19 protein-coding genes are annotated in these 22,355 nt (G+C 44.6%); all 19 read right to left on the reverse strand.

What is annotated here, in order from left to right; genetic code table 11:
- Positions 1-3: 3 nt before the first annotated feature.
- The 19 genes from BM102_RS08220 to BM102_RS08310 all read right to left on the reverse strand — a co-directional run bounded on the left by BM102_RS08220 (position 4) and on the right by BM102_RS08310 (position 22,346).
- Complete coding sequence (locus BM102_RS08220; protein ID WP_090480845.1) at positions 4-1,086, reverse strand: WaaS/CpsH family glycosyltransferase; 1,083 nt, start codon at positions 1,084-1,086, stop codon at positions 4-6.
- Positions 1,083-2,045: a GNAT family N-acetyltransferase gene (locus tag BM102_RS08225; RefSeq protein ID WP_033152086.1), complete on the reverse strand. Its 963-nt coding sequence runs from the start codon at positions 2,043-2,045 to the stop codon at positions 1,083-1,085. The genes BM102_RS08220 and BM102_RS08225 overlap by 4 nt, the downstream gene beginning before the upstream one ends.
- Before the next feature lie 17 nt (positions 2,046-2,062).
- The gene (locus BM102_RS08230) at positions 2,063-3,223 is read right to left on the reverse strand and encodes a glycosyltransferase (RefSeq protein WP_090480849.1); all 1,161 of its coding nucleotides are present in this window, start codon (positions 3,221-3,223) and stop codon (positions 2,063-2,065) included.
- A gap of 12 nt (positions 3,224-3,235) precedes the next feature.
- Positions 3,236-3,796, reverse strand: a complete 561-nt coding sequence (locus BM102_RS08235) for an acyltransferase (RefSeq protein ID WP_090395142.1) — start codon at positions 3,794-3,796, stop codon at positions 3,236-3,238.
- Positions 3,777-5,012, reverse strand: a complete 1,236-nt coding sequence (locus BM102_RS08240) for a glycosyltransferase (RefSeq protein ID WP_090480852.1) — start codon at positions 5,010-5,012, stop codon at positions 3,777-3,779. Before BM102_RS08240 ends, BM102_RS08235 begins: the two co-directional genes overlap by 20 nt.
- 15 nt (positions 5,013-5,027) lie before the next feature.
- The gene (locus BM102_RS08245; protein ID WP_044935133.1) at positions 5,028-5,798 is read right to left on the reverse strand and encodes an AglZ/HisF2 family acetamidino modification protein; all 771 of its coding nucleotides are present in this window, start codon (positions 5,796-5,798) and stop codon (positions 5,028-5,030) included.
- 21 nt (positions 5,799-5,819) lie between these two features.
- A complete protein-coding gene (gene hisH / locus BM102_RS08250; RefSeq protein WP_090480855.1) occupies positions 5,820-6,431 on the reverse strand; it encodes an imidazole glycerol phosphate synthase subunit HisH in 612 nt (203 codons plus the stop codon).
- Between the two features lie 5 nt (positions 6,432-6,436).
- Complete coding sequence (locus tag BM102_RS08255) at positions 6,437-7,594, reverse strand: N-acetyl sugar amidotransferase (RefSeq protein ID WP_090480858.1); 1,158 nt, start codon at positions 7,592-7,594, stop codon at positions 6,437-6,439.
- 167 nt (positions 7,595-7,761) lie between these two features.
- Positions 7,762-9,117: a sugar transferase gene (locus tag BM102_RS08260; RefSeq protein WP_090395146.1), complete on the reverse strand. Its 1,356-nt coding sequence runs from the start codon at positions 9,115-9,117 to the stop codon at positions 7,762-7,764.
- 1,612 nt (positions 9,118-10,729) lie between these two features.
- Positions 10,730-11,674 (reverse strand): glycosyltransferase family 2 protein, encoded by a 945-nt coding sequence (locus BM102_RS08265; RefSeq protein ID WP_090480861.1) that lies wholly within the window; start codon positions 11,672-11,674, stop codon positions 10,730-10,732.
- 24 nt (positions 11,675-11,698) lie between these two features.
- Positions 11,699-12,664, reverse strand: a complete 966-nt coding sequence (locus BM102_RS08270) for a hypothetical protein (RefSeq protein WP_143085475.1) — start codon at positions 12,662-12,664, stop codon at positions 11,699-11,701.
- Between the two features lie 15 nt (positions 12,665-12,679).
- On the reverse strand, positions 12,680-13,759 hold the full coding sequence (locus tag BM102_RS08275; protein WP_044938793.1) for a Gfo/Idh/MocA family protein: 1,080 nt from the start codon (positions 13,757-13,759) through the stop codon (positions 12,680-12,682).
- A 117-nt stretch (positions 13,760-13,876) separates the two neighbouring features.
- Complete coding sequence (locus BM102_RS08280; protein WP_090480867.1) at positions 13,877-15,127, reverse strand: O-antigen ligase family protein; 1,251 nt, start codon at positions 15,125-15,127, stop codon at positions 13,877-13,879.
- 15 nt (positions 15,128-15,142) lie between these two features.
- On the reverse strand, positions 15,143-16,690 hold the full coding sequence (locus BM102_RS08285; protein ID WP_090480870.1) for a ComEC/Rec2 family competence protein: 1,548 nt from the start codon (positions 16,688-16,690) through the stop codon (positions 15,143-15,145).
- Complete coding sequence (locus BM102_RS08290; protein ID WP_090480872.1) at positions 16,669-17,832, reverse strand: DUF6077 domain-containing protein; 1,164 nt, start codon at positions 17,830-17,832, stop codon at positions 16,669-16,671. Before BM102_RS08290 ends, BM102_RS08285 begins: the two co-directional genes overlap by 22 nt.
- Positions 17,832-18,593 carry an acylneuraminate cytidylyltransferase family protein gene (locus BM102_RS08295; RefSeq protein WP_207646569.1) on the reverse strand — a complete coding sequence of 254 codons (762 nt, stop codon included), beginning with the start codon at positions 18,591-18,593 and terminating at the stop codon, positions 17,832-17,834. Before BM102_RS08295 ends, BM102_RS08290 begins: the two co-directional genes overlap by 1 nt.
- A 99-nt stretch (positions 18,594-18,692) precedes the next feature.
- Positions 18,693-19,742, reverse strand: a complete 1,050-nt coding sequence (locus tag BM102_RS08300) for an N-acetylneuraminate synthase family protein (protein WP_090480878.1) — start codon at positions 19,740-19,742, stop codon at positions 18,693-18,695.
- Positions 19,732-20,556 carry a glycosyltransferase family protein gene (locus BM102_RS08305; protein ID WP_090480882.1) on the reverse strand — a complete coding sequence of 275 codons (825 nt, stop codon included), beginning with the start codon at positions 20,554-20,556 and terminating at the stop codon, positions 19,732-19,734. Before BM102_RS08305 ends, BM102_RS08300 begins: the two co-directional genes overlap by 11 nt.
- Positions 20,557-21,149: 593 nt before the next feature.
- Positions 21,150-22,346, reverse strand: a complete 1,197-nt coding sequence (locus BM102_RS08310) for a glycosyltransferase family 4 protein (RefSeq protein ID WP_177194935.1) — start codon at positions 22,344-22,346, stop codon at positions 21,150-21,152.
- Positions 22,347-22,355: the final 9 nt, after the last annotated feature.

The raw sequence follows: 22,355 nt of genomic DNA on the forward strand, positions 1-22,355 counted from the left end.
TTTTTATACCTCAAATAAATTATCAATCCATGAATGTATTGAATAGCGGCGGCGTACCTGCTCGTTTTCAACATATGGGCTATCAAGCCATTGCTCATCTGGCAATACGAAGGCTGAGTAATCACCGGATGCCTCGGCTTCGTCGCATTTTGCAGGTAGGTTTTCGAGAACCACCGCATTATTTTCATTATAGAACTCATAGTCCCGTAAATAAATGTTGTTTGTTACCAACTTTCGCTTGATTCCAAGGGTTTCCATTGTACGCATTGTCAATCCCTGCTGCTTTTCATGGGCGAGGTCGATGACTGCCTTGGAATGCTTCACCATGTCGCGGATGGTGTCTGGGCTGAATGGCTCGAAGCTTACGATATCCATATCAAGGTTCTTTACAAGCTTAGGGTCCTTCAGCTTTTTGCCGCGATATACGCTAGGATTCAGGTAGAGCTTAAGGCAAAGGTTTTTATCCTTGTTTGCTTCCTTGAATGCCTTGAAATATCTGTATCTGAATGGGAAGAAGGCTGAAACACTAACGTAATCGTACTTGTATTCCTGCACCTCATCCATGTTGTTTGCATCAAATTCATCTGAATAGAAAAGTGGAAGGAGCTTGTAATCCATATCGGAATTAGCTGCGTCCACGGAATCGAATGTGCCTCTCCAGTCGAAAAGACGGCCAAGCTCGCCTTTGTGGCGCATGTTTTCAAAGGAATCCCATGAATAATAGATGGATTTTCCGTTGGCCTTGAGGGCGTGGAGCTTTAGCTCGTGGATAGTCAATTCATTTAAAACATTGCCACGGATGACAAGTAAATAGTCATATCCGCCTGCCGGCATCTCTGCCAAAATCTGATTGGTAAGCTTTTTGTTGAACCTATCAAAAATGTTTGGCTTGTGGAAGATGCTCTCGATATTTTTCATAATCAAGAACTTTGTCTTTTCAGGCTCCTCATCGTAGAAATGAGGGTTGGCGCCGCGGGCCACCAAGTCCTTCTTTATCTCGTTCTGATAAGCGTAGAACTTTGGCATGATAATAAGAATGTTCTTGGATTTTAAATCTACTTTGTAATCAAACTCTGTGTTCATCATAATCTTGCAATAGTTTCCTCTGCTTCCTTGCGGATGATTTCTGGATTAAAGACCTTGCGGAAACGATAGTATTCCACTGGTCTGCCGCCGTACTCGCGGAAGCTGTGATTTATCTGCTTTACAACGCTGCCTTCGAAGTCGAACTTGAGGCCAAGGTCGTGGGCCTTTTCGATTGACTTGTGGACAAGTGCGTCGTATGTCTGAAGTCTTGAATGCTCTGGGATTGGGCCGCCTGCATCAAGATAGAGGCTTTCCTCGTCCCAAACTAAAAAGCTAAGTGAAAGAACTTCGTCGTTCTCTCCCAGTGCTGCAAAAACTTCGCCTGCATTGTGGGCGTAGGCTGCTTCGTATATACGATGCCACTGCTCTCTTGAAAATGGAACTGGCAAATCCTGGCGAGCGAAAATCTTTTCATGCTCGGTGTAGAATGTATCAGCATCGATGGTGCCGAAGTGGTGGACGTTTTTCTCACCCTTGCGGATCATGTTTTTATACTTGCTGCTGATATTTTTATCAACCTGCTCCATATCGGATGTATCCTCGATAACGTATGTGTAACGAGGGATTACGCTATATCTGTGCCAGAAAAATGGAAGGAAGTTCTGGTACTTGTACTGGAACTGCTGCTCGTAAATATCGAGGCCCATGCTCTCGATGAACTCGATGGCAGCGTCGCAGATTTCTTCCTCGTAGCTAGCGCGCTTTGCAAGGGACTGTGGGTCCTTTGGGTAGCTGACAATCAAGCCATTTGTCTGTGTGAGAGGTGGCTTGGTGATACGCTTTATTCCGTTTTTCTGTTCGAGATAATATGGCATAGCAGCCCAAATGCGGCCGCCCTTTTCGTAGAGCCATACATCCCAATTTTCAGGGCCTACTACTGCATCGAGCCACCATGGCTTTGAATAGATGCACACGTAATTGTCCTGGCAAAATTTTTCAAACTGTTCTTTATTACTCATTTTATCCTCTTTAGCTTTTAAGCTGTGTAGATTCTTCTTGCGATTACTTCGTAATCAAACTGAAGCTTTGCGAATGCAAATGACTTGGCCTTTGTCTGCTCCAAAAGAAGCGGTGTTTCTGTGATGCTCTTGAATACGTTTACCATATCCTCTACTGTCTCCACGAAGAAGTAGTTTTCGCCGTTGCAATCGCTGTATGTTGCATCCTTGTAGGTCTCGTGTGGATATGTCATGTTGGCGCAGCCGCAGCACATGGCAGTCTCGAATGTGGATGACTGGCCACCTGGCTGGCAGTACAAATCAACGCCTGCAAGGAATTCCTCGATTTCTTTGTTGACCTTCCAGCCCATGAAGCGGATGCGATTATCTGACTCCAAAAGTGGGCGAAGGGTGGATTCCATATCCTCTGGAATGGAACCGAATACAAACAGTGCAAGGCGTGGGTCGCTAACCTGTGTGAATGCCTGCAAAAGCTCGGCTGTGCGCTTGCCTGCTGAAAGCTTTCCTGAGTGAGCCATGATGATGGCGTCCTGTGGAAGGCTGTATTTATTGATGATGTTCTGGCGAGCTTCGCGCTGCTGCTCGGTAGAATAAATGATTCCGCCGATGGCCATGAACTCCATCTTGTTATCTGGAATACCGTAGATATCCTTGAGCCAATCTCTCATCTGCACGCCAAGGTAGAGAATCTTATCAACCTGTGGCAACGCCTTGTGAACGAAGTGGCCATGGATGAATTTGTAGAATGCCTTGCTGAGTGGTGTCATAGCTGAGTTTGTGTAATCCTCGTGGCTATCCATGAAGAAAAGGCACTCTGGATGGTGCTTGCAGTAATCTGCCACATCCATCATTTCGAATCCGCACACACCGTGATAAAGGATGGTGTCTGGCTGGATTTCCTTGAGATATTTCTTGAGCTTGCGGCACTTCTGGATTTTCTCTGTCCAAAGGTCGCTATTGAAAACTCGGTCATATTCTAATCTGATAAGGCGGGCGCCGTTGTCGAGGATTCTGTCCTCCTCAGGGCCCTTCACAAGCTTGCTGCCCTCGTAGTGATAGACGTCGGTGATGATTGTAACATCGTGGCCGTCCTTACGATTCATGGCAATTAACATGTTCTCCTGGTAAAGCATCCCTTCTGTAAAGTGGGACGGCATTCCTATGTGTAAAACTTTCATTGTAAACTCCTATTAATGTGGCATTACCACGGCACGTGGGCGTGGGGCTGATACCACGGAATAATCTGGAACACTTTTGGCGATGACAACATTGCCGCCGATGCAGCAATTGCGCCCGATTTTTACTCCTGGAAGGATGAGCACATTGTTGCCGATAAGTGTGTTTTCTCCGATTTCGATTGGCTTGGTAGAGATTGGCTGGTCCTGGATTGGAGCATCCAAATCTGCGTAGCCGTGGGCGCAGTCATTAATCATGACATTGCCACCGATTCCAACATTGTCGCCGATTGTGATTCCGCTTGCGCAGAAAATGTGGGCGTTCTGGCCGATGGTGACGCCATTGCCGATTTTGATGAGTGGGTTGAACTGCACTCCGTCCTTGTATTCCAAAGTCTCCATGCGAAGGCCTGGGAGGATGTAAACTTTCTCGCCAAGCTCAACGTTTTGCAAGTTGGTAAGTCTTAGAGGCTTGGACATGACGCAGCGCTTGCCTACTTTTTTGAATTTGTGGAAGTATCTGATGTAGTTAACTAAGTCACGTACATCTCGTAATCTATTCTTGAGAAATTCCATTATAAATCTCCAAATAATTTCTATACATTACCGCATTGTCATAGTGCTCTACGGCGTATGCGCGGATTTCGTCAGCAGTGAGGCCACGGCTAAGCTGTGTGCCGATGGCTTTTTGCAATGCCTCCAATGTGGCGGCATATTTCACATCTGCGTCGCCAGCGATATCCACGCGGACGAAGGTGCCGTAAGGCTCTGGCGCGGTTTCCTTGGTGCCGCACTCATCCAATCCTACAACAGGTGTGCCGCAGCACAATGCCTCGATGCAGGTGGTTGGGAAGTTTTCAGCCTTCGAGCATATTATAAACAAATCTGCCTCAGAATACCAACGAGCCAGTTCGTCCTGGTCCTTGGTGCGGGCAATCAGCTGCACATTTGCTGAGTGACGCTTTGTTTCATCGGCCCCTACCAGCACGAAATGTGTGTCCGGCATAGTCTCTGCCAAATCTACCACCATCTGGCCGCCCTTGCGGACATCCATGATGTTTGGCGCAACCGCAAGGATAAGCTTTGCATCAGCTGGGATGCCGAACTGGTTGCGGATGGCGTCGTCTTTTGGACGTGGGTAGAAAATGCCGTCGGTATCTATTCCGTTATGTATGACCTGGATGTTGTTGCCATACAGATATGTTTCCTTTGTTTTATCAGCCAGCCACTTGGAAGGTGTGACGATTGCCTTAAGATTCAGGCCATCCATGGCAGCCTTTTTCTCAGCAAGGAGCTGAGCTGTTTTGTCGATTGCCAGTGAGCTTACGTACTGGCGAAGATATGGGCAGTTGCCACATCCGCTTTTATATCCCTGGCACTCGTATGCGAAGCCGCATTTGCCTGTGTACATATATTCGCAGTGGAAGGTCCACACGACAGGAATCTGCTGCTCCTTGAGGAACTCCAGCAACTCTGTGATGTTTACAAAGTACGCGTGGAGCTCGTGTATGTGAATCAAATCCGGCTTAAAATCCTTGATGTACTGGATAAGATTTGCTGTGGACTTTGGTGAGTAGCAGCCGTTTTTGCCAGTGATTCTAGCAAGCAGGGCGTGCTTTTTTGTCTCCCAGTCCAGACCGAATTTGTAAATGCCTGGTTCATCTATGACATCTCCACGGCCGTAGGCGATACGAGCCTCGTGTCCATCAGCGTTGAGGCGACGATAAAGGTCATACACTATCTTGCCTGTGGAGCTGTATTTGCAGTTAACATCTAATAAAAGAATCTTCATGGTTTCGTCCTTGATTTACTCAGAGTAAATTCCTGCATCAGTCAATTCTTCTTCGGTAGGAGCTGTGATGAGGACTGCCTTGAGGCGGCCATAGTATACGAACATGCTTCCGCCTGCTGCTGCGTGGGCATGGCCGTTTTCAATAACATCCTTCAGATCAGAAATGCCGCCGGCGCCGCCGCATGCTGTAACAGGGATATCTACGGCGTTAACCACCTGATTTACAAGGTCGATATCGTAGCCTTCCATCATTCCATCACGGTCGATTGAGTTAAGGAAGATTTCGCCAACTCCAAGCTCCTCGGCATGCTTTGCAAGCTCTACTGGGCTCATGTCGATGACCTTTGTGCCATCGCAGATGACGCACTTGTACTGACCATTTACCACCTTAGCATCGATGGAAGCAACCACCGACTGGGAACCTGCAAGCGCAACTGCATCCTTTACAAGCTGCTCATCCTCTACAAGGCTGGTATTCAAAACCACCTTTTCATAGCCGATTGCAAGAAGCTTGCGAACCTGGTCCAAAGTTTTGATGCCGCCGCCATATGAAAGTGGCATGAATGCTTCAGATGCCATATCTGTAAGAAGCTCGAAGTCTGGCTCCAAGCCCTTTTTGCTGGCAGAAATATCAAGCACTGCCATCTCGTCGATGCCCTTGCGGTTGAAGATTTTCAACGCGTTGACTGGGTCACCAAGGTATGTTGGCTTTTTGAAATTTATTGTCTTTATCAAATCCCTATCATCAATAAGAAGAACTGGGATGATTCTTGGTCTATTAAACATAATTACCTCTTTTGGCTATTGCTAACACTTCTTAGTAAAATTTTCTAATAGTCTCATTCCGAAGTCGTGGCTCTTTTCCGGATGGAACTGGACGCCGTACACATTGCCTTTGTTGACTGCGCAGGCGAATTCATATCCGTAGTCGCATGTCATCATCACATCCTCAGCGTTCTTACAAACAGCATGATATGTGTGGACAAAGTAATATCTCTGGCGACCTTCGATTCCATCTAAAAGTGGCACGTCCTTTTTGAACTCCACGATGTCCCATCCCATGTGAGGAACCTTGAGGTTCATTTCTGCAGGGATGTCGAAGCGCTTGCAGCTGAAATCGATAAGGCCAAGGCCAGGGAGCTGACCTTCCTCGGAACCATTTCCAAGGAGCTGCATGCCAAGGCAGATACCAAGGATTGGCTTGCCGTTTCTCGCCTCTTCTTTAATTAAATCTACAAGGCCTGTTTCATTGAGCTTGCCCATGCCGGCATCGAATGCACCAACGCCTGGCAAGATGATTTTGTCTGCTGCCTTGATTTTCTCTGGGTCCGCAGTAATGACGCTTTTCTCGCCAATTACTTTTAACATATTGGCAATGGAACCTAAGTTGCCCAGGCCATAATTTATAATTGCTACCATATTATTTAAAACCTCATGTTCCTCTTTTCAATGCCAAGGATTTGGCAAATCTTTACACCAAGACGAATCATCCACATAGAGTTTTTGTAGTCGTCTGGGGTGTGGGCTGGGGAGTTGATGATTTCATCGAATTCCTCAGTTGAAATGCCAAGCTTCTTTGCGATGTATTCCTTATCCTGCTCCATCTGGTCTGTGTCGTATGGGTTTGTCTTAAGCTTTTCAAGAGCTTCCTCACGAGTCATTGTGCCAGCTAAAATCTGAGTTGAGAATACATTTTTTCTAGTGTCGAATCCAAATTTGTATGGAAGATAATATCCCTCGAAGAATCTGGTAAATACGTTTTCATAGTGCTTGTTTTCGTATTTAGTCCAGCCGTATTTCTCGTGCAAGAATTCCTCTGCCTTTGCCTTGTCGTACACTACGTAATCAAGTGGATAGAAACGCTTCATTCCGTAGACATATTTGTAGAGCAAACGATACTTGAGAATACCGCAGGTTGGATATGTCTTCAGTGGGCGCTTGCCGAATTTCTTGTGAATATCCTTGTACATACGAAGGTCGTTCATGTAAATCCACTCTACTGGTGGACGAACGAACTCTGTACTGTTGTTTGAGCCAGTGAGCACCCATTTGATGCCATGCTTTACAGCATAGTTGTAAAGGGATGCGAAGATTGCGTGATCCTGTGGCGCATCGCAGCTACTGATTCCTGACTTAAACATAGAAAGCTGTAAGTCGCTCATCTCCTTCCAGTTAATAACATCTGTATACATATCAAGGTCCATGCCCTTGACGATTTTTTCAATATTTTCAACGGCTACGTTCAGGTTCCATCCTGTATCTACAACGTAGATAAGTGGACGAAGGTGCATAACTTCCTTTGCGATATACGCAAGGTACGAGCTATCTGCACCGCCTGACATACCTAGGATACAATCGTAATCCTTGCCCTCTCCGTCTTTACGAATCTGTGCTGCTACCTTTTCAAGCTCTTCCCTGTTCTCCTTGTTTGGATTCCAGTATGGCTTGATGTTTTTCTCGAAGTTGCGACAGTGGTCGCAGACCCCCTGCTCATCGAACTCAATCATTGAATCAGTTGTGTCCATCACACACTGAGTGCAACGCTGATATTCTCTCTTAATCTTAGGAATATAAATTGCCATAAATACCTCTAGTCCGCTGATTCTCTACTCTGTGTGCATCAGTTACGGTCTCAAGCCTGACATCTTACTCCGCTCAACAACATGTTTCGCTTGAGCAAGAGTCAGAGCTTTATACCTACTGATGTTCTTTACTATAAAGAATCAGCTCATCTAAATTATTTCACCATTTAATTACGGTTTATTTCATCCAATATTTCGTCGGCGCTAACCACTTTGTCGAAGCCTTCTGTGCTTTCCTTCTTGAAGACAATGCGGATAGTCATGAGGATGAGTTTTAAATCAAGTAAAAAGCTATAGTTTTCAATGTACATCAAATCGAGCTTGATTTTGTCGTAAGCTGATGTGTTGTACTTGCCATAAATCTGAGCGTAGCCTGTGAGGCCTCCCTTTACCTTGTTTCTGAATTCAAACTCAGGGATGGCTGCTGTGTATTTCTCCACATGCTCGGTACGCTCTGGGCGAGGGCCAACGATTGACATATCGCCCTTAATAATATTGAAAATCTGTGGAAGCTCGTCGATACGAGTTGCACGGATTACATGTCCTACCTTTGTGATGCGATCATCGTCATCTGTGGCTGGGCGCTGCTCTGCATCCTCAACCATACTTCTGAACTTCAGGATATCGAATACCTTGCCATCCTTTGTGACGCGGGCCTGCTTGTAGAAAACAGGGCCATGGTCCTCAAGCTTGATTGCAAGTGCAACGATAAGCATAAGTGGTGAAAGAACCACTGCGGCAATGACGCAAAGAATCACATCAAAGATTCGCTTTACGATTTCCTGCTCAGGTGTGAGGCCTGTTGTGTTGATCATCACAAGTGGAGTGTCAAACTGGTGAATGCCCTCACCACCAGAGATGATAACATCGGAAATCTTTGGAGTGATGTATGTCTCGATTTCGTGCATGTAGCAGTACTTCAACAAATCGTTTCTCTGCTCAGCACTAACATCCGAAATTACGATACCATCATAGTCAGCAAGCATCTGGCAAATCTTATCAATGCCCTCGTCAATGCTGACGATGTTTTTGATGTTGTAGCTATCTGCTCTGGTGTCCATCTTGAGCTTCAGCCCAACAGACTCTTTATTTCCGTACACCATCAAAAGCTTGCTGGCCTTTGAGTGGCGCTCATATATTGCAAAGAAGATGTATACGCTGATTCCAGAGAGGAGGAAATCTCCTACTGTTAAAAGAAGCATTGGCTTCACTGGAATCATGATGTTTGCCATCAAGCAGAGCTGCAAGTATGTAACCGCATTTACGATAAAGATTGCAATCCACTGTGAGAACAACACATCGGCAATTTTTAAAATGCCATATTTGAAGCCTTCACACAGATGAATGATTACCAGCATCAGTATGAAGTATATTCCCATCAGCACATACTTTCCACGGCCCAGGAATGGGAAGAAATACTCCCTATCAAAAATCATGTATTTCCAAACGAAATAGTATGCAACTGCCATGATGGCAAGCTCTATAACGCTCTCTATTTTTCTTATAGTATTCTTATTCTTCAAACCTTATTTCTCCTAGAAACAACATTCAGTAGTCTATATAAATTTATTACAAAATGCAATCCTTAACATTATACCATTATCTGGGCTAAAATGCTCATTTTATTAATATGGAAAACCCAGGGTTTGTTTCAACCTGCTTGTTACAGGATACCCATCCAGTCAGCGAGTCAATGATGCCCTTCGGCGCTTCGCGTCATTGACACACTGCCTTTTGATGGGTATACGGTAATCAAGCAGGTTTGAAACTGGGACTGTGGCAGAGCCACGTGTCTATGAGTAGATGGCGACACGCGGATTGGAGCTTTCTTTAATTCGGCGTGTCTGTTTTGGAGGCCAGAGACACGCGCTTTTGCTATAACTTCAATTCCGCGTGTCAATTTTAGGCTGCTTGAACACGCCGTTTTACAATTTCTCTCTTTTGGCGTGTCTTTTCTTCCTCTTCCAAACACGCGGATTAACACTTTTTCTATTTCCGCGTGTTTTCCTCTCTTCTATTAGACACGCGCTTTCGTCGTTTTCTCTTTTCCGCGTGCTTTTCGCCCTTCTAGAAGACACGCAGATTTTCACTTTTTCCATTTCCGCGTGTCTCCCACTAATCCTTCGACACGCAGATTTTGCAATTCTGCATTTCTGCGTGTCTATATTTCACTGCCCCGACACGAAGAATAAGCCAACCTCCATTTCTTCGTGTCAAATTTATACCCCATCGACACGTAAATACTAGGATTCTCTTATTCTTCGTGTCTTGAATCTCCTCTTCAGACACGTAAATCTCGATATTTGCATAATCTTCGTGTCATTTTTCTCTTTTATAGGCACGTAAATATCTGTTTTTCTCTATTCTTCGTGTCTTTCACTTAAGAAAATGACACGAAAATCGCTGACTTCTCCGAATCTACGTGTCTAGCAGTTCTATTTCAGACACGAAAATCCCTGGTTTTCCCGAATCTACGTGTCTATCGCCTCTATTTCAGACACGAAGATTAAAGCTTCATCCATTTCTTCGTGTCTACGCCTCCTCCCTGGTACTGGTGGCTTCGCCACAGTCCCAGTTTCAAACCTGCTTGACCACCCCATATCAGCTGGAGGGCTTGGGTCAAGAGGCGTAGCGCCGCAGGCCTTACTCTTGACGCCGGACCGGAGGCTGATATGCTGTGGCTAGCAGGTTGAAACAAACTCTTCAGGCTAGCCAGAAAACTAGAGAAAGCCTCAACCCCTTCAATTAGCTATCACAGCAGCACTGCCCCTCATCTACACATGAATATGCCATTTTCTAGTTTCAATTCACTCCAATCCAGACACGAAAACTCAGCCTTCCAGCAGTTCTTCGTGTCTGCGCCTCCCGCTTGGTACTGGTGGCTTCGCCACAGTCCCAGTTTCAAACCTGCTTGACCACCCTATATCAGTCGGAGGGCTAGAGTCAAGAGGCGTAGCGCCGCAGGCCTTGCTCTTGACGCTGGACCGAAGGCTGATATGCTGTGGCTAGCAGGTTGAAACAAACTCTTCAGGCTAGCCAGAAAACTAGAGAAAGCCTCAGCCCCTTCAATTAGCTATCACAGCAGCACAGCGACTCCACTACAACAAAAAAGCGCCCCGAAGGGCGCCAGATATTCTATTCCTGTTCTTCCTTTTGATACTTTTCGCGGATAACGAACTGTGGTGAGTGGTTGCCATTGATGAAGATACGGCCAACGTATTCGCCGACGATTCCGACCATCAGCATCTGAAGGCCACCGAGGACAAGTGTGGCAGCCATCATTGTTGGCCAGCCAGGGACATCGCCGTGGTGGATAGTCTTTATGATGATTACACCAGTGAGCAGGAAGCCCATGATGCAGGATACGAAGCCAAGGCATGATGTAAGGCGAAGTGGCTTTACAGAGAAGGAAATGAATCCATCGAACCAAAGGTTTAAAAGCTTACTGAGTGTGTAAGTGCTTTTGCCCTCCTCGCGAGCCTTGTGCTCAACGTATACATTAGCTGTGTTGTCTGTGCAGCGAAGGATCAACCCCCAGATGTATGGGTATGCTCCTTTGTATTTAAGCATTTCGTCACGGACGAATCTGTTGATTACAAAGTAGCTGTTGAGCTGTAGTGACTTTGGCTTTCCGATAAATGATGTAGCCATCATATCGTTGATGTCGTGGCCAAACTTCTTGAAGAGAGTATCCTTTTTAGTGCGATACTTTCCGAAGACCGCATCATAACCCTTTTCAATCTGCTCCAAAAGCTTGTGAGCTTCGTATGGAGGGTTCTGTCCATCGTCATCAAGGACTATTATATATTCGCCAGTTGCCTGAGAAAGGCCGCACATTGTAGCGCCATCCTGGCCGAAGTTTTTGGATAGGTTGATGGCAACTACTTCTGAATTTTTATCAGCTAGCTCACGAAGCTTGGCATATGTGCCATCTCTTGAACCATCGTTTACTAATACAATTTCTTTATCGTACTCTTCGGAAGGAAACTCCTTACAAATATCGTCTACCACCGCTTCAATTGTATGCTCGCTATGATAGCACGGAATTACGAAGGATATTTTCTTTTCAAATTTTTCCATATACACTCCAGTCTCATTCTAGCATTATTGTATGTGTCTAAGTAAAACCCCTGCTATATAATCCATGTCCCCTGTGTCATATGTCTGAGTAATTGGTAGTGGCACCAAATACTTAGAAAGCTTCTTCTCAAAGCTGTTTGTTTCTTTGGATTCTTCAATCCATCTCCACCAACGTGGAACGTATATCTTGTTTTCAACAAGCATCTCCCTTAGGCCTTCCTTCTCAAACAAGAATGGATAAACCATAGGTGCTCCATTTTCCAAAACCGGCTTTAGTTCGTTGAGCTCTCCCAATAACTCATGAAGCTTGTTGAAATTTGCAATTCGCTTTTCATTGACTGATGCCAAATCAACGGCGCCCATCATTGCCTCTGTAAGCTTTGACATGTAGGCCATGCCTTCAACTTTGATGTGTTCTTCGTTGTCCTTTGACATGGCGTAGGCTGCATTTGGGCCAGCCTCGATTGCCTTTAATAAAAAGCCTGCTGCATCAGCACTTTCACCTGTTGGAATATCCAAGCGCTGAAGCTTATCCCCAACAAGGTAGGCTCCATCTGCCACACCGAAGAACTTGCGACAGCTGTATGCTGAGTAGGTGCCTCGCATTGGCTTTGTGAAAAAGCCCTGGGTATTATCGAAAAGCACGTGGCTGTGCTCTGCGATAATATCCTGCTGCATTACGTGAGTCATGATGCCAAAGTAATTCGTATATACGAAGAGAGCTCTGTCATCAAAACCACCCTCTGGCTCGATTGGCATCAGCTGTTCATCGATGTTGTAGTATTTAACCTCAATGCCAACTTCCTGCAATCCTGCCTCCACTGTCTTGCAAGTGTAGTAAGGAATGTAGCAGGATTTGAAACCGCCAGCTAATGCAGCGTAGGCAATAGCATTTCTTCCAGAGTTTAAAGCTACGTAGTCGAAACCTGGGAAGAAGTCTGTATTCAGTTTCTTTAATTCAAGTGGAAGACATCCTCCGAATTCTCGCAACTTTTTATCCTCCAATTATTTGTCGAATCTTCCTACGAAGTCCATTGTGCTGCAATCCTTCATTGGGAATTCAACTGATTCGCCTGTTGCAGCTGATTTATAAATAGCAAGAACCATTTCAAGGGCGCGGCGACCTGCCTCACCATTTACGTATGGCTCTCTGTCGTTTTCGATAGCATCGATAACATCGCGGTAGAGCTTTGTGTGACCAAATCCGTATACATTTGGAGGAAGCTCTGAGCATTCCTTCTTAACCTGCTCTGGCTCGTCGATGTAATCTGAGAAGTTCCACTCCTCAAGAAGGTTTACAGCATCGCCGCCGGCCTTAACTGTACCCTTGTCGCCGAAGATGTAAAGTGTCTCCTCAAGGTTCTTAGGGAATACGTCAGTTGTTCCTTCGATGATACCGTAGCTGCCGTTTGCAAACTGAACGAGGGCGATACCAAGATCCTCTGCCTGGATGTAGTCGTGCTTTAATCTGTCAGTCATACCAACAACACGAACAACATCGTCGCCCATCATCCAACGGAGAAGGTCGATATCGTGGATACACTGGTTCATAAGTGCACCACCATCCTGCTCCCATGTGCCTCTCCATGAAGCGCGGTCATAATATTCGTGGTCACGAGCCCAACGGATGTGAGCTGTACCGTATAAAAGACGACCGAATCTGCCCTTTTCAAGAGCTTCTCTAATCATCTGGATTGACTTGTTGAATCTGTTCTGGTGGCAAGCGCAAACCTTAACGCCCTTCTTGTGACCTGCCTCGATGATTCTATCTGCATCTGCAAGTGAAAGTGCGATTGGCTTTTCGATGATGACATTGCAACCAGCTTCGATACAATCGAGGGCAATCTGTGCATGCTTGCCTGACTCTGTAGCGATGGCTACAAGCTCTGGCTTCATCTCCTCGAGCATCTTTTTGTAATCTGTGTATTGCTTAACATAATCAGCATCAAGATCAAATTTCTTGATTTTGTCCTCTGTGTTTTTAAGGTCAAGATCGCAAAGTGCAACTAAATCAAGGCCTGTCTTCTGTGATGCTACTACGTGGTTTGGCGAAATTCTTCCGCATCCAATAATTGCATATCTCATTACTATTTCCTCCTTTATGCTGTGATGATTTCTTACGCTCACAAGCCCTTGTACTCTTTTTTGAACTATGAAACGTTCTACAAAAGAGCACTAGGAGCTTGTTAGCTAGAAATCAGCCTAGCTTTCCTTTTTTAAAAGACTATACGCTACGAGATACGTATAGTACGGTGTCATGTATTTATAGAACATATCGATGCCTAAATCCATGAACACAAATGAAATCATAAATGAAAATATAATCAACTTTGCCATTTTGTTTTTGGTAAAGAAAGATTTGATGATTAAGTAAACCGGGAACCAGTAGTACATTACAAAACCGAAGATTCCGAATGAGAACAAAAGCTCCAAGTAATTCATGTGAGTGTGAATGTTGCGGTAGGCAATTTCCACTCCATCGTTTGGTCGGTACTCTTCAAGCTGTGAGTATGCCATCTGCTTGAATGCGTAGAAGCCGTGTCCGAAAATTGGATGCTCCCAGAAGTGCTCCTTCACCGCTGCGATAACGGCCATTCGCTGGCCTGTGCTAGTGTGCAAATCGTAGTCTGTAGAGCCAACACCTGAAATCATCTCCACGATTCGCTCGCCGATGATGCTGTAGAGTGCAGGGATAACCATGACTGCTACTGAGCCACAAACGGCGATAATTACAAGGATGATGATGTTTCTTCGGATTGTCTTTTTGTCCTTGGCTGCTCCAAGTAACATCACTGCAAATACCAGGATGATTGGAAGCACCGATGATTTGGAACCGGATGCAAAAATCTGTCCGATTGCAAGGATGGCTGCCCAAAGGTAAGCCTTGAACTTGCGATTTATGATGAGCTGATACATAAGTGGTATCAGCATGATAAGCAAAAGATTTCCTGTATCCACACAAGTGCCTGCTGGCGTTGCTCCAACTCGGTAAGCGTTGCCCATGAAAAGCTGCTTCCAAACTGGATCAAAAAGCAAGCTTGTAACAAGTGTAAGTGGAATGACGATGCAGGCTGCCTTTGAAATCACATCAAGCATATCATCCTTATGATGAAAGAGAATCACCATTATTAGGATGGCCGGAACCACTGTGAGGATGTGGTACTGACGGCTGTACATGTCAGTGTAAACTCCCAATTTAAAATGTCCGTAAATGAACACTAAAATCGAAAATGCAAGAGCCCATGCCATGGCTGGATTGAGCAGAGCCTTTTTGGTGGTGGCTTTGTCTTTTACGAAAAGAGCAAGGCACCATGCTACTCCAAGGGCATTTGCAAATACATTGGCCAGCACGTACTGCATTCCAAGGGCGATGCCAAGGTCACATCTAGCGTACACGATGGCTGCCACAATTATTATGGATATAAGTCGTTTATGTTTGTAAATCTTATCCATCTAAATCTCCAATAGTTAATCAAAAACAAATGTGTTTGGCGCAGATTTGAACCAAACCAAGCGCACGCCGGCTTCGCTTAGGTAAGCTGCCAAGGCGCCTGCTGTATAGTTAGGACTAGTCATGATTGCATCGGTTGTATCGAAGATAGCAACCTCTGGGTCGACCAACTCATAAAAGCCTGTTTCGGTAGGCATGCTGTTGTTGCCGTGATGTCCGCACTGAAGGATATCTGCCTTCAATTCATCGCCGTAAGTCTCCACCAAATATTTGGCCATGTACTCACTGTGGCAATCTCCACAAATAAGTATACTGCGGTTTGGTGTAGCCATTTTAAACACTAATGAATCGTTATTTGGAATATCCTCGGCACAATCTACAACAACATCATCAAAAGCGTTGTAAAAAGTAATAGTCAAATCGTCGCTGAAGGTCAAAACATCGTCTCTTTGCACATAGTTGATGTTGTCCGCCTCCGCTGTGATTTCCTGGAACTTGTTGAAGGAATCAACATCATCCCATTCCTGAGCCACGCTGTAGAACAAATCAGCGTCGAGCGGTGTGATGTAAACCTGGTCGATGGTGATGCCCTGTGGGTCCTCATAAATTGCGTTGAAGGCGTCGATGTGGTCCATGTGATAATGAGTGATTATCCAGGCATCAACCTCTCCGCCCAAGGCTTTGATGTTCTGGCGAAGTGTGTCATCGTTTTCACCATGACCACCATCGATGACGATGAGTGTGCCATCATTTTTGTTGTACATGGTGTAGCACATACACTGCAAATCAGAGCCATCATCATATTCTGTCAAAACCCAATCGCCGTAGATTGGAGTGAGAACTGCGTAGTAAGTGGTGCGGCCGTAAAGCTTGAAGCCGTAGTTGAGATATGTGTTAAGGATATCTTCAACGGCTGAAACAACCACATAATCAACATTGTTTTCGGCACAATAATCTGCAACGATTTCTGGATCAGGTGTTGGGTTTGTAAGCTCGTACGCCTCATCCGGAATATCGCGGCCGTATGGCATTGAAAATCTGCTGTCGATTTGGCGCAAATAAATGGCCACATCCTGAGGTGCCATGATGCGGATGGTGTCGCCTTCGTAGTCAGCAAAAATATCGCTGATGGTGATTACATCCTGTGGAACCTTGTTACGATTTTCTGCCTTTGTGAACCAATCCTGGGTGTAAAGGCAGCTGCCGCAAATGCAAACAACTGCAAGGCTTGCAAGAAGTGCAATCAGCTTTTTCCTGCCCTCAAATCTCATCACGAAAAGTGTGAGGCCGTATGCCACAATAATCAGCACCGGAAGGGCACTGTAAAGGCGCAGATAGTACTGCTCGAATGTGCCGTCGTTTAGAATCCATTTTCCTATGATAAGGGTCAGTGGATTGTATATGAAAACTAGCACCAGGCCTGTGTACCACAGGAAGGTGTATCGTTTTATTTTTTCTTTTTCAAAGTGCATTATCAGCCCCAGAGCAACCACGAAAAGCAGCGCAAATGCAAGCTTGCCCCAGAAGGTGGCTGAAATGCCGGTTATGATATTAATCCATTCCATAAATTTATAAAGAATTTAGGCTCCCATTGTCTCTGAAGTAACAGTGCAACGCAGATGTAGACAATCGACTGGACGAAGGGACCAAAGAGGCCTGCCAGAAGATATCGCACTCCGTATATTTTGCGGTGATAAATGGACATGGAAATGAAGATTCCAAGGACTGTCATCACCATTACAAACACTGTAGAAACTGTAAGTGAGCATGCGCCGAGGGATATAAATGCGATGGCGAAAGCTACGTTATTGTCCAGCTCGCTGGCGAAAACTCGCGAGAGGAAACAAATCAAAAATGGGACAACCAGGGCAGTAAGGACTGCCTTGCCCTGCCACAATGTACATAGCAGGCGGAAGGTTGGGGAATAGTGTGAAAACATTCCCATGATGTATGCCGCGGCTAGGATGACCATGAAAATCATTCTATCTTCTACCTTGGCAAACAGAAACTTGGCCATGTAAAAATAGATGCCGTATGCCACCAAAAGCAGGATGACTGGCAAAATTGTATGGCAAACTGTTGTGACATCAAAAGACGAAACAACAGCAAGGTACGAAATGTATGTGGTCCATGACTGAGCAGCGCGCTTTGGTGATGTGTATGGCGCCTCGCCAGTGATGAAGTTTACATTTGTGATCATATCGCTATTGATATCATCCACAGAAGTAACCACGTAATCGTAATCGTCGTAAGACCATTCGTTGACTTCGTATCGATATGCTGCATAAAGCTGTAGCACAACAAGGATTGTAAAGATTATCGCATATACGGTAGTAAGCTTGTTGTATTTTACTTCGTGAAGCATAGTGCTGATGCGAATTCTATAGGCAAGGATATCTTTTTTGAATGTCTTGAAATCAAGAACAAGCCACAAGATTACCAAAGCTGCCACAATCACTGAGTATGTGATAGTCAATCTGTGGAAACCGCCTACAACCAGCTGGGTAGTCATGGTTTTGTTTTGGTACCAGAGGAAGCCAAAATTCAGCAAAAAGAAAATAGCCTGGGCGCCAAAGAAACCAGTGACGTATCTAACTGTAGGTGATTTTAAAATATGGTTTTGCGATCTGTATGTAATTAGTCTGCCCACTGCTACAGGCACGAGCGTGAAATGTAGCAGAAAGGCTAAAGCTCTAATTAAAATCATTATTTATTCTCATCTAATCTTTTTTGTAAAAGGCATTTTGCAAATTCAAAGTCGATTGGATAATCGATGTCGATTGAATCCTCGCGCTTCATGATGTATGCAACTGTGTTGTCGCAGTAGTATGTACGCTTTTCCTTAAGGAGCTTGTAATCCAAAATGTAGATAGCTCCGTTTGGCACGATGTATGTTTCATTGTTCTGGCGATTTGTCATAGTGATTCCCTGGCCAAAACCTGCGTTTTCAACACGGCCCTGCTCGTTGAGCTTGTGATACCAGCTAGCTGGAACCTCTGCCTCTGCAAAGGAAATAAGTGTAGTGGCACCATCATTTTTGAACTGCACCAATGCCTCATCGATGTGCTGCTCTGTACGGAGAGGCACTGTTGGAAGAAGCACCATGAACTTTTCAATCTGCTCGCCTGTTTCATTCATGACAAACTCTGTTGCATGAAGATAAACATCGATGGCAGATGCTGTATCGCTTGAGAGCTCTGCTGGTCGCATGAATGGAACCTCTGCTCCGTACTCACGCGCAACTGCAGCGATAGCCTCATCATCTGTGGTGACGATGACGCGATCTACGCCCTTAGCTTTCTTGGCTGCTTCTATCGTATATGCGATAAGAGGCTTGCCACAAATCTCTTTAATGTTTTTGCCTGGGACTCCCTTAGAACCCCCTCTGGCTGGAATAAATGCAATCATCACTTCACTCTTTCTATAACCTACGCTAGTTACACTCTCAAGCCTGAGATATTGCTTCATTCGACAACACGTCTCATTCAGCAACACTCAGAGCTTGATAGTTACTAGCTTACTCTTTCAAAAAACCTAATAAGAGATTCTACGAAGTAGAATCTACCATTAGAAATCACCCCACTGGAATAATTCGTCGGCTTCGATGTCACGCTTGAGTTCTTTGCCGATGAGCATCTCGTAGAACTTAGGTGAGATGGCTGTACCTGGGCGCTTGTAGTCGAGGTCCTCCTCTGTGAGGATGTGGCCCTTCTTGAGGTCGTGAGCTGCTACGATTGAGCGCTTGTACTCCTCACGCTGGTGCTTGCTTTCGTTTACAACCTTGCGGAAGCTTCCCATCATCTTGTAGCCCTGCTCTGCAGCGTCGCAGATAATTTTCATTTCCTCTGGGTTTGCTGAGATCTTGTGATCCCATCCCTTCATGTTCTTGTCCATTGTGAAATGCTTCTCGATGATGCAAACATTCTTTGCAATAGACATGATAGGTGCAACCACACCAAATGTATGATCAGAGTATCCTGTAGGATATCCAAATGCCATGCGATACATATCGATGTTGTTGAGGTTAACCTGCTCGTCTGCTGGTGGGTAGATTGATACGCAGTGAAGTACGCAGATCTCGTGGCATCCGCCTGCCTCGATAGCTGCGATAGCGTTAACAACATCATCCATGCCTGTAAGACCTGTTGAGATAACTACTGGTACGCCCTTGCTTCCGATGTACTTAAGGAATGGTACGTTTTCAACGTCCATAGAAGCAACCTTGATGAATGGAACGTGAAGCTCGTCAACAAGAAGATCAACGCCTGCCTTGTCGAAAGGTGTTGATGTGAAGTCGATGTCGAGCTCGTCGCAGTATGCCTTAAGCTCGTAATGCTGCTCCTTTGAAAGGGCGTAAGCTTCTACGATTGACTCAAGTGTATAGTCTGTTCTGTTGCGATAGTCATCGCCTAAGAAATAGTTGTCGTCGTAATTCTTCTTTGAGAATACATTGCTCTTTGTGAAAGACTGAAGCTTGATGCAGTCAGCACCGCACTCCTTTGCTGTCTTGATCATTGTCTTTGCAAGCTCCATATCACCATTGTGATTTGCTCCAAGCTCTGCAATTACGTATGGCTTTTTGCCACCTGCTACCATATCCTGATAATTAAATCTCATAGGAATCCTCCATTAAAATATTGCTCCACCAATAACCGTTGCGGTCATGGCTTGTATCTATTGAATCAATATCCAGCCTCTGCAAATCCTGATACAGGTGCTCGAAGTATGGATATCTCTTTGCCAAGTTTTTATAGTGTGTCAGCTTTACCTGGTACTCCTGCTCCACGTTGTGAGTGGTGCCAACCTGGTTGCTATCGTGAATACGATAAATGGTGTCGGCATTATCAACAAGCTTACCTGGGCCAATGTCCATGAGAAGCCTTGTGAAGAAATACCAGTCAAACACTGGGCAATCTCCCTCTGAAAGTGTGGCGATGAAATCGTCGGTCAGCATGCGAAGATTGATTGCTGTGGTGCCCATTCCAATGAAGTTGGACTGGGAAATAAGCCTTGCACTATCAACTGTTTTAGGCATGTTTTCAAGGACGGTTTTGCCATCCTCTGTAACTAATCCATTATAGTAGAAAGCATATGATTTGTCTAATTGGTAGGCCTCCTTGAATGCCCCGATTCTGGTTGGCACGAATGTGTCATCAGCATCGCAAACCACCAGTAAATCATAGCCTAGCGCCTTGGCTTTCTTAATCATCTCTATGCGGGTCTGGGCGATAGTGCAGCCCAATGGACGCAGGTTGAGATAATAATCACATTTATTCTTTATGTCTAGGCGCTCAATATCTTCATCTGTGTAATTGTCATTAGTTATCAACAAGTCGAAGTCTTTATCCTGCTGATTATCCACGGATGTGAGTAAATCCTGGAGGAAAACTTCTGCCTGCTTGTATATAACTGTCCCTAAAACAGCTTTCATACTGCTTACCTCTTGAAAATGTATTACTCTTGTTAACAGAGTAATCATTTTACACTTTATCTATGCCTATTTTTTTATAAAAAGTATTGTTATGCACTGAAACTAACTTTTAATACTTTGAAATCTTTTATTTACACTCTTCTAGAGACTTCATAGGTATTACTTTTTACTAAAATTGATTATTAATACTTTGTAACCTCTGTTTTTAATCTTCTGGTCATTTTAAAAGTATTAAAACCTGCTATTTTAAAATTTTAATACCCAGGGCAACAGAGTAAATAACCATAACGTTATCTATGCCTATTATTTTAAAAGACCTGAAGTATTAATTTAACCTATATGCTTTTATTAATACTTGAAGGATGTGTACTTAAATGAAATCTCTTGTTTTCAAGTATTAAAATTCCATTTTCTTTAAAATCAATACTTTCACTTTTACATTTCACCTCAACATTTCATAACAGAGGCTATATTAGTTAAATATTTTTATTTATCTAACTTTATGGCTACCAAAAGTGACTTTCAGCTGATTTTATATCTATGCCTATTATTTTCTTAAGCTTCAAGTATTAAATAATTTTAAACATCCAGCCTTACCCTACATATTCGTCCATTTGATCCATGAGAGTCTTCTTGTCGAAGTGGGCTTTGTTGTAGTTGCGAGAGTTCTCGCCAAGCTGAGTAAGGCGCTCTGGTGAAAGCTTGCTCATGGCGATAATACTTACCGCAAGCTCCTCTGCGTCTCCGATGTCTGAGCACATACCGCAATCGGCCTCGTTGATGATACGGGCTGTTTCGCCGCGGGCTGAGGCAATGATTGGCATTGCGCAGGCCATGTATGACTGAAGCTTTGCTGGGATTGTCTTTGCAAAAAGCTCATCATCAGCGAATGAGATGAAGGCTGCATCGCCTGTTGCAAGAAGTGCTGGAACTTCCTCTGGCTTTACTCTGCCTGCAAACTCAAACATATCCCACACACCATGCTGAGTGATGGAATGCTCAAATGACTTTCTAGCTCTACCATCGCCAACGATAGTGAATCTGATATTTTTGATTCCCTCGTCGCGAATCTTTTTAGCTGCAAATGGAAGGATTTCCAAGCCCTGAGCCTGGCCAATGTTTCCTGTGAAGATTACATTGAAGCCTTTGTGCTCCTTCTTTGGCTGAGGCTGATAAAATTCCTCGGCGTACTGTGGCCAGAAGGAAACCTTATCCTGCTCATCCTCATCTACAAGCTTGCGAATCTCTGTGACGAAGCTTGGGCTGGTGCCCCAGATGTGAGTGCAGCCTTTATAGATTTTTCTAACCATTCGCTCAATTGGCTTAAGCACAAGTGGCGAGTGGATTCCAGTAATCATTTCAACGTTGTCAGGCCATAAATCCTGAACATACAAATAACATGGGATGTGATGCATTCTTGCATATCTCACTCCCACCTTACATTGATTCATAGGAGATGTTTCAAACATGAACACCTCATCAGCCTTTATCTTTGTGAACAAGCTCCACCAAAAGCCAAAGAATGGAAAACTGAAGTAATTCATTACCAATCCAAACTTGCCTTTTCCTCTAGCGATGAGAGGAATGCGGTGGACTTCCACGCCATTTATTGTTTCTTTTGTATTTTTGAACCAGCCATAGCCTGGGTAGAATTTACCCTCTGGGTAATTTGGGATTCCTGTGACTACAGTTACTTTGTAGCCACGCTTTACCCACTCGAAGGCCATGTCGTTTATCCTAAATTGCTCAGGATAAAAATACTGGCAAATTATCAATATATGTTTTTTCAAATTTATCTC

The organism is Pseudobutyrivibrio sp. JW11, assembly GCF_900115355.1.
Taxonomy (GTDB): Bacteria; Bacillota; Clostridia; order Lachnospirales; family Lachnospiraceae; genus Pseudobutyrivibrio; species Pseudobutyrivibrio ruminis.

Excerpts from the sequence above, each read along its gene's own strand:
- BM102_RS08275 (WP_044938793.1), bottom strand. The coding sequence starts at position 13,759 with ATGAGATATGCAATTATTGGATGCGGAAGAATTTCGCCAAACCACGTA.
- BM102_RS08255 (WP_090480858.1), bottom strand. The coding sequence starts at position 7,594 with ATGGCAATTTATATTCCTAAGATTAAGAGAGAATATCAGCGTTGCACT.
- BM102_RS08290 (WP_090480872.1), bottom strand. The coding sequence starts at position 17,832 with ATGATTTTAATTAGAGCTTTAGCCTTTCTGCTACATTTCACGCTCGTG.
- BM102_RS08230 (WP_090480849.1), bottom strand. The coding sequence starts at position 3,223 with ATGAAAGTTTTACACATAGGAATGCCGTCCCACTTTACAGAAGGGATG.
- BM102_RS08295 (WP_207646569.1), bottom strand. The coding sequence starts at position 18,593 with ATGAAGCAATATCTCAGGCTTGAGAGTGTAACTAGCGTAGGTTATAGA.
- BM102_RS08280 (WP_090480867.1), bottom strand. The coding sequence starts at position 15,127 with ATGGATAAGATTTACAAACATAAACGACTTATATCCATAATAATTGTG.
- BM102_RS08265 (WP_090480861.1), bottom strand. The coding sequence starts at position 11,674 with ATGGAAAAATTTGAAAAGAAAATATCCTTCGTAATTCCGTGCTATCAT.
- BM102_RS08285 (WP_090480870.1), bottom strand. The coding sequence starts at position 16,690 with ATGGAATGGATTAATATCATAACCGGCATTTCAGCCACCTTCTGGGGC.
- BM102_RS08240 (WP_090480852.1), bottom strand. The coding sequence starts at position 5,012 with ATGAAGATTCTTTTATTAGATGTTAACTGCAAATACAGCTCCACAGGC.
- BM102_RS08225 (WP_033152086.1), bottom strand. The coding sequence starts at position 2,045 with ATGAGTAATAAAGAACAGTTTGAAAAATTTTGCCAGGACAATTACGTG.
- BM102_RS08235 (WP_090395142.1), bottom strand. The coding sequence starts at position 3,796 with ATGGAATTTCTCAAGAATAGATTACGAGATGTACGTGACTTAGTTAAC.
- BM102_RS08300 (WP_090480878.1), bottom strand. The coding sequence starts at position 19,742 with ATGAGATTTAATTATCAGGATATGGTAGCAGGTGGCAAAAAGCCATAC.
- BM102_RS08220 (WP_090480845.1), bottom strand. The coding sequence starts at position 1,086 with ATGATGAACACAGAGTTTGATTACAAAGTAGATTTAAAATCCAAGAAC.
- BM102_RS08305 (WP_090480882.1), bottom strand. The coding sequence starts at position 20,556 with ATGAAAGCTGTTTTAGGGACAGTTATATACAAGCAGGCAGAAGTTTTC.
- BM102_RS08245 (WP_044935133.1), bottom strand. The coding sequence starts at position 5,798 with ATGTTTAATAGACCAAGAATCATCCCAGTTCTTCTTATTGATGATAGG.
- hisH (WP_090480855.1), bottom strand. The coding sequence starts at position 6,431 with ATGGTAGCAATTATAAATTATGGCCTGGGCAACTTAGGTTCCATTGCC.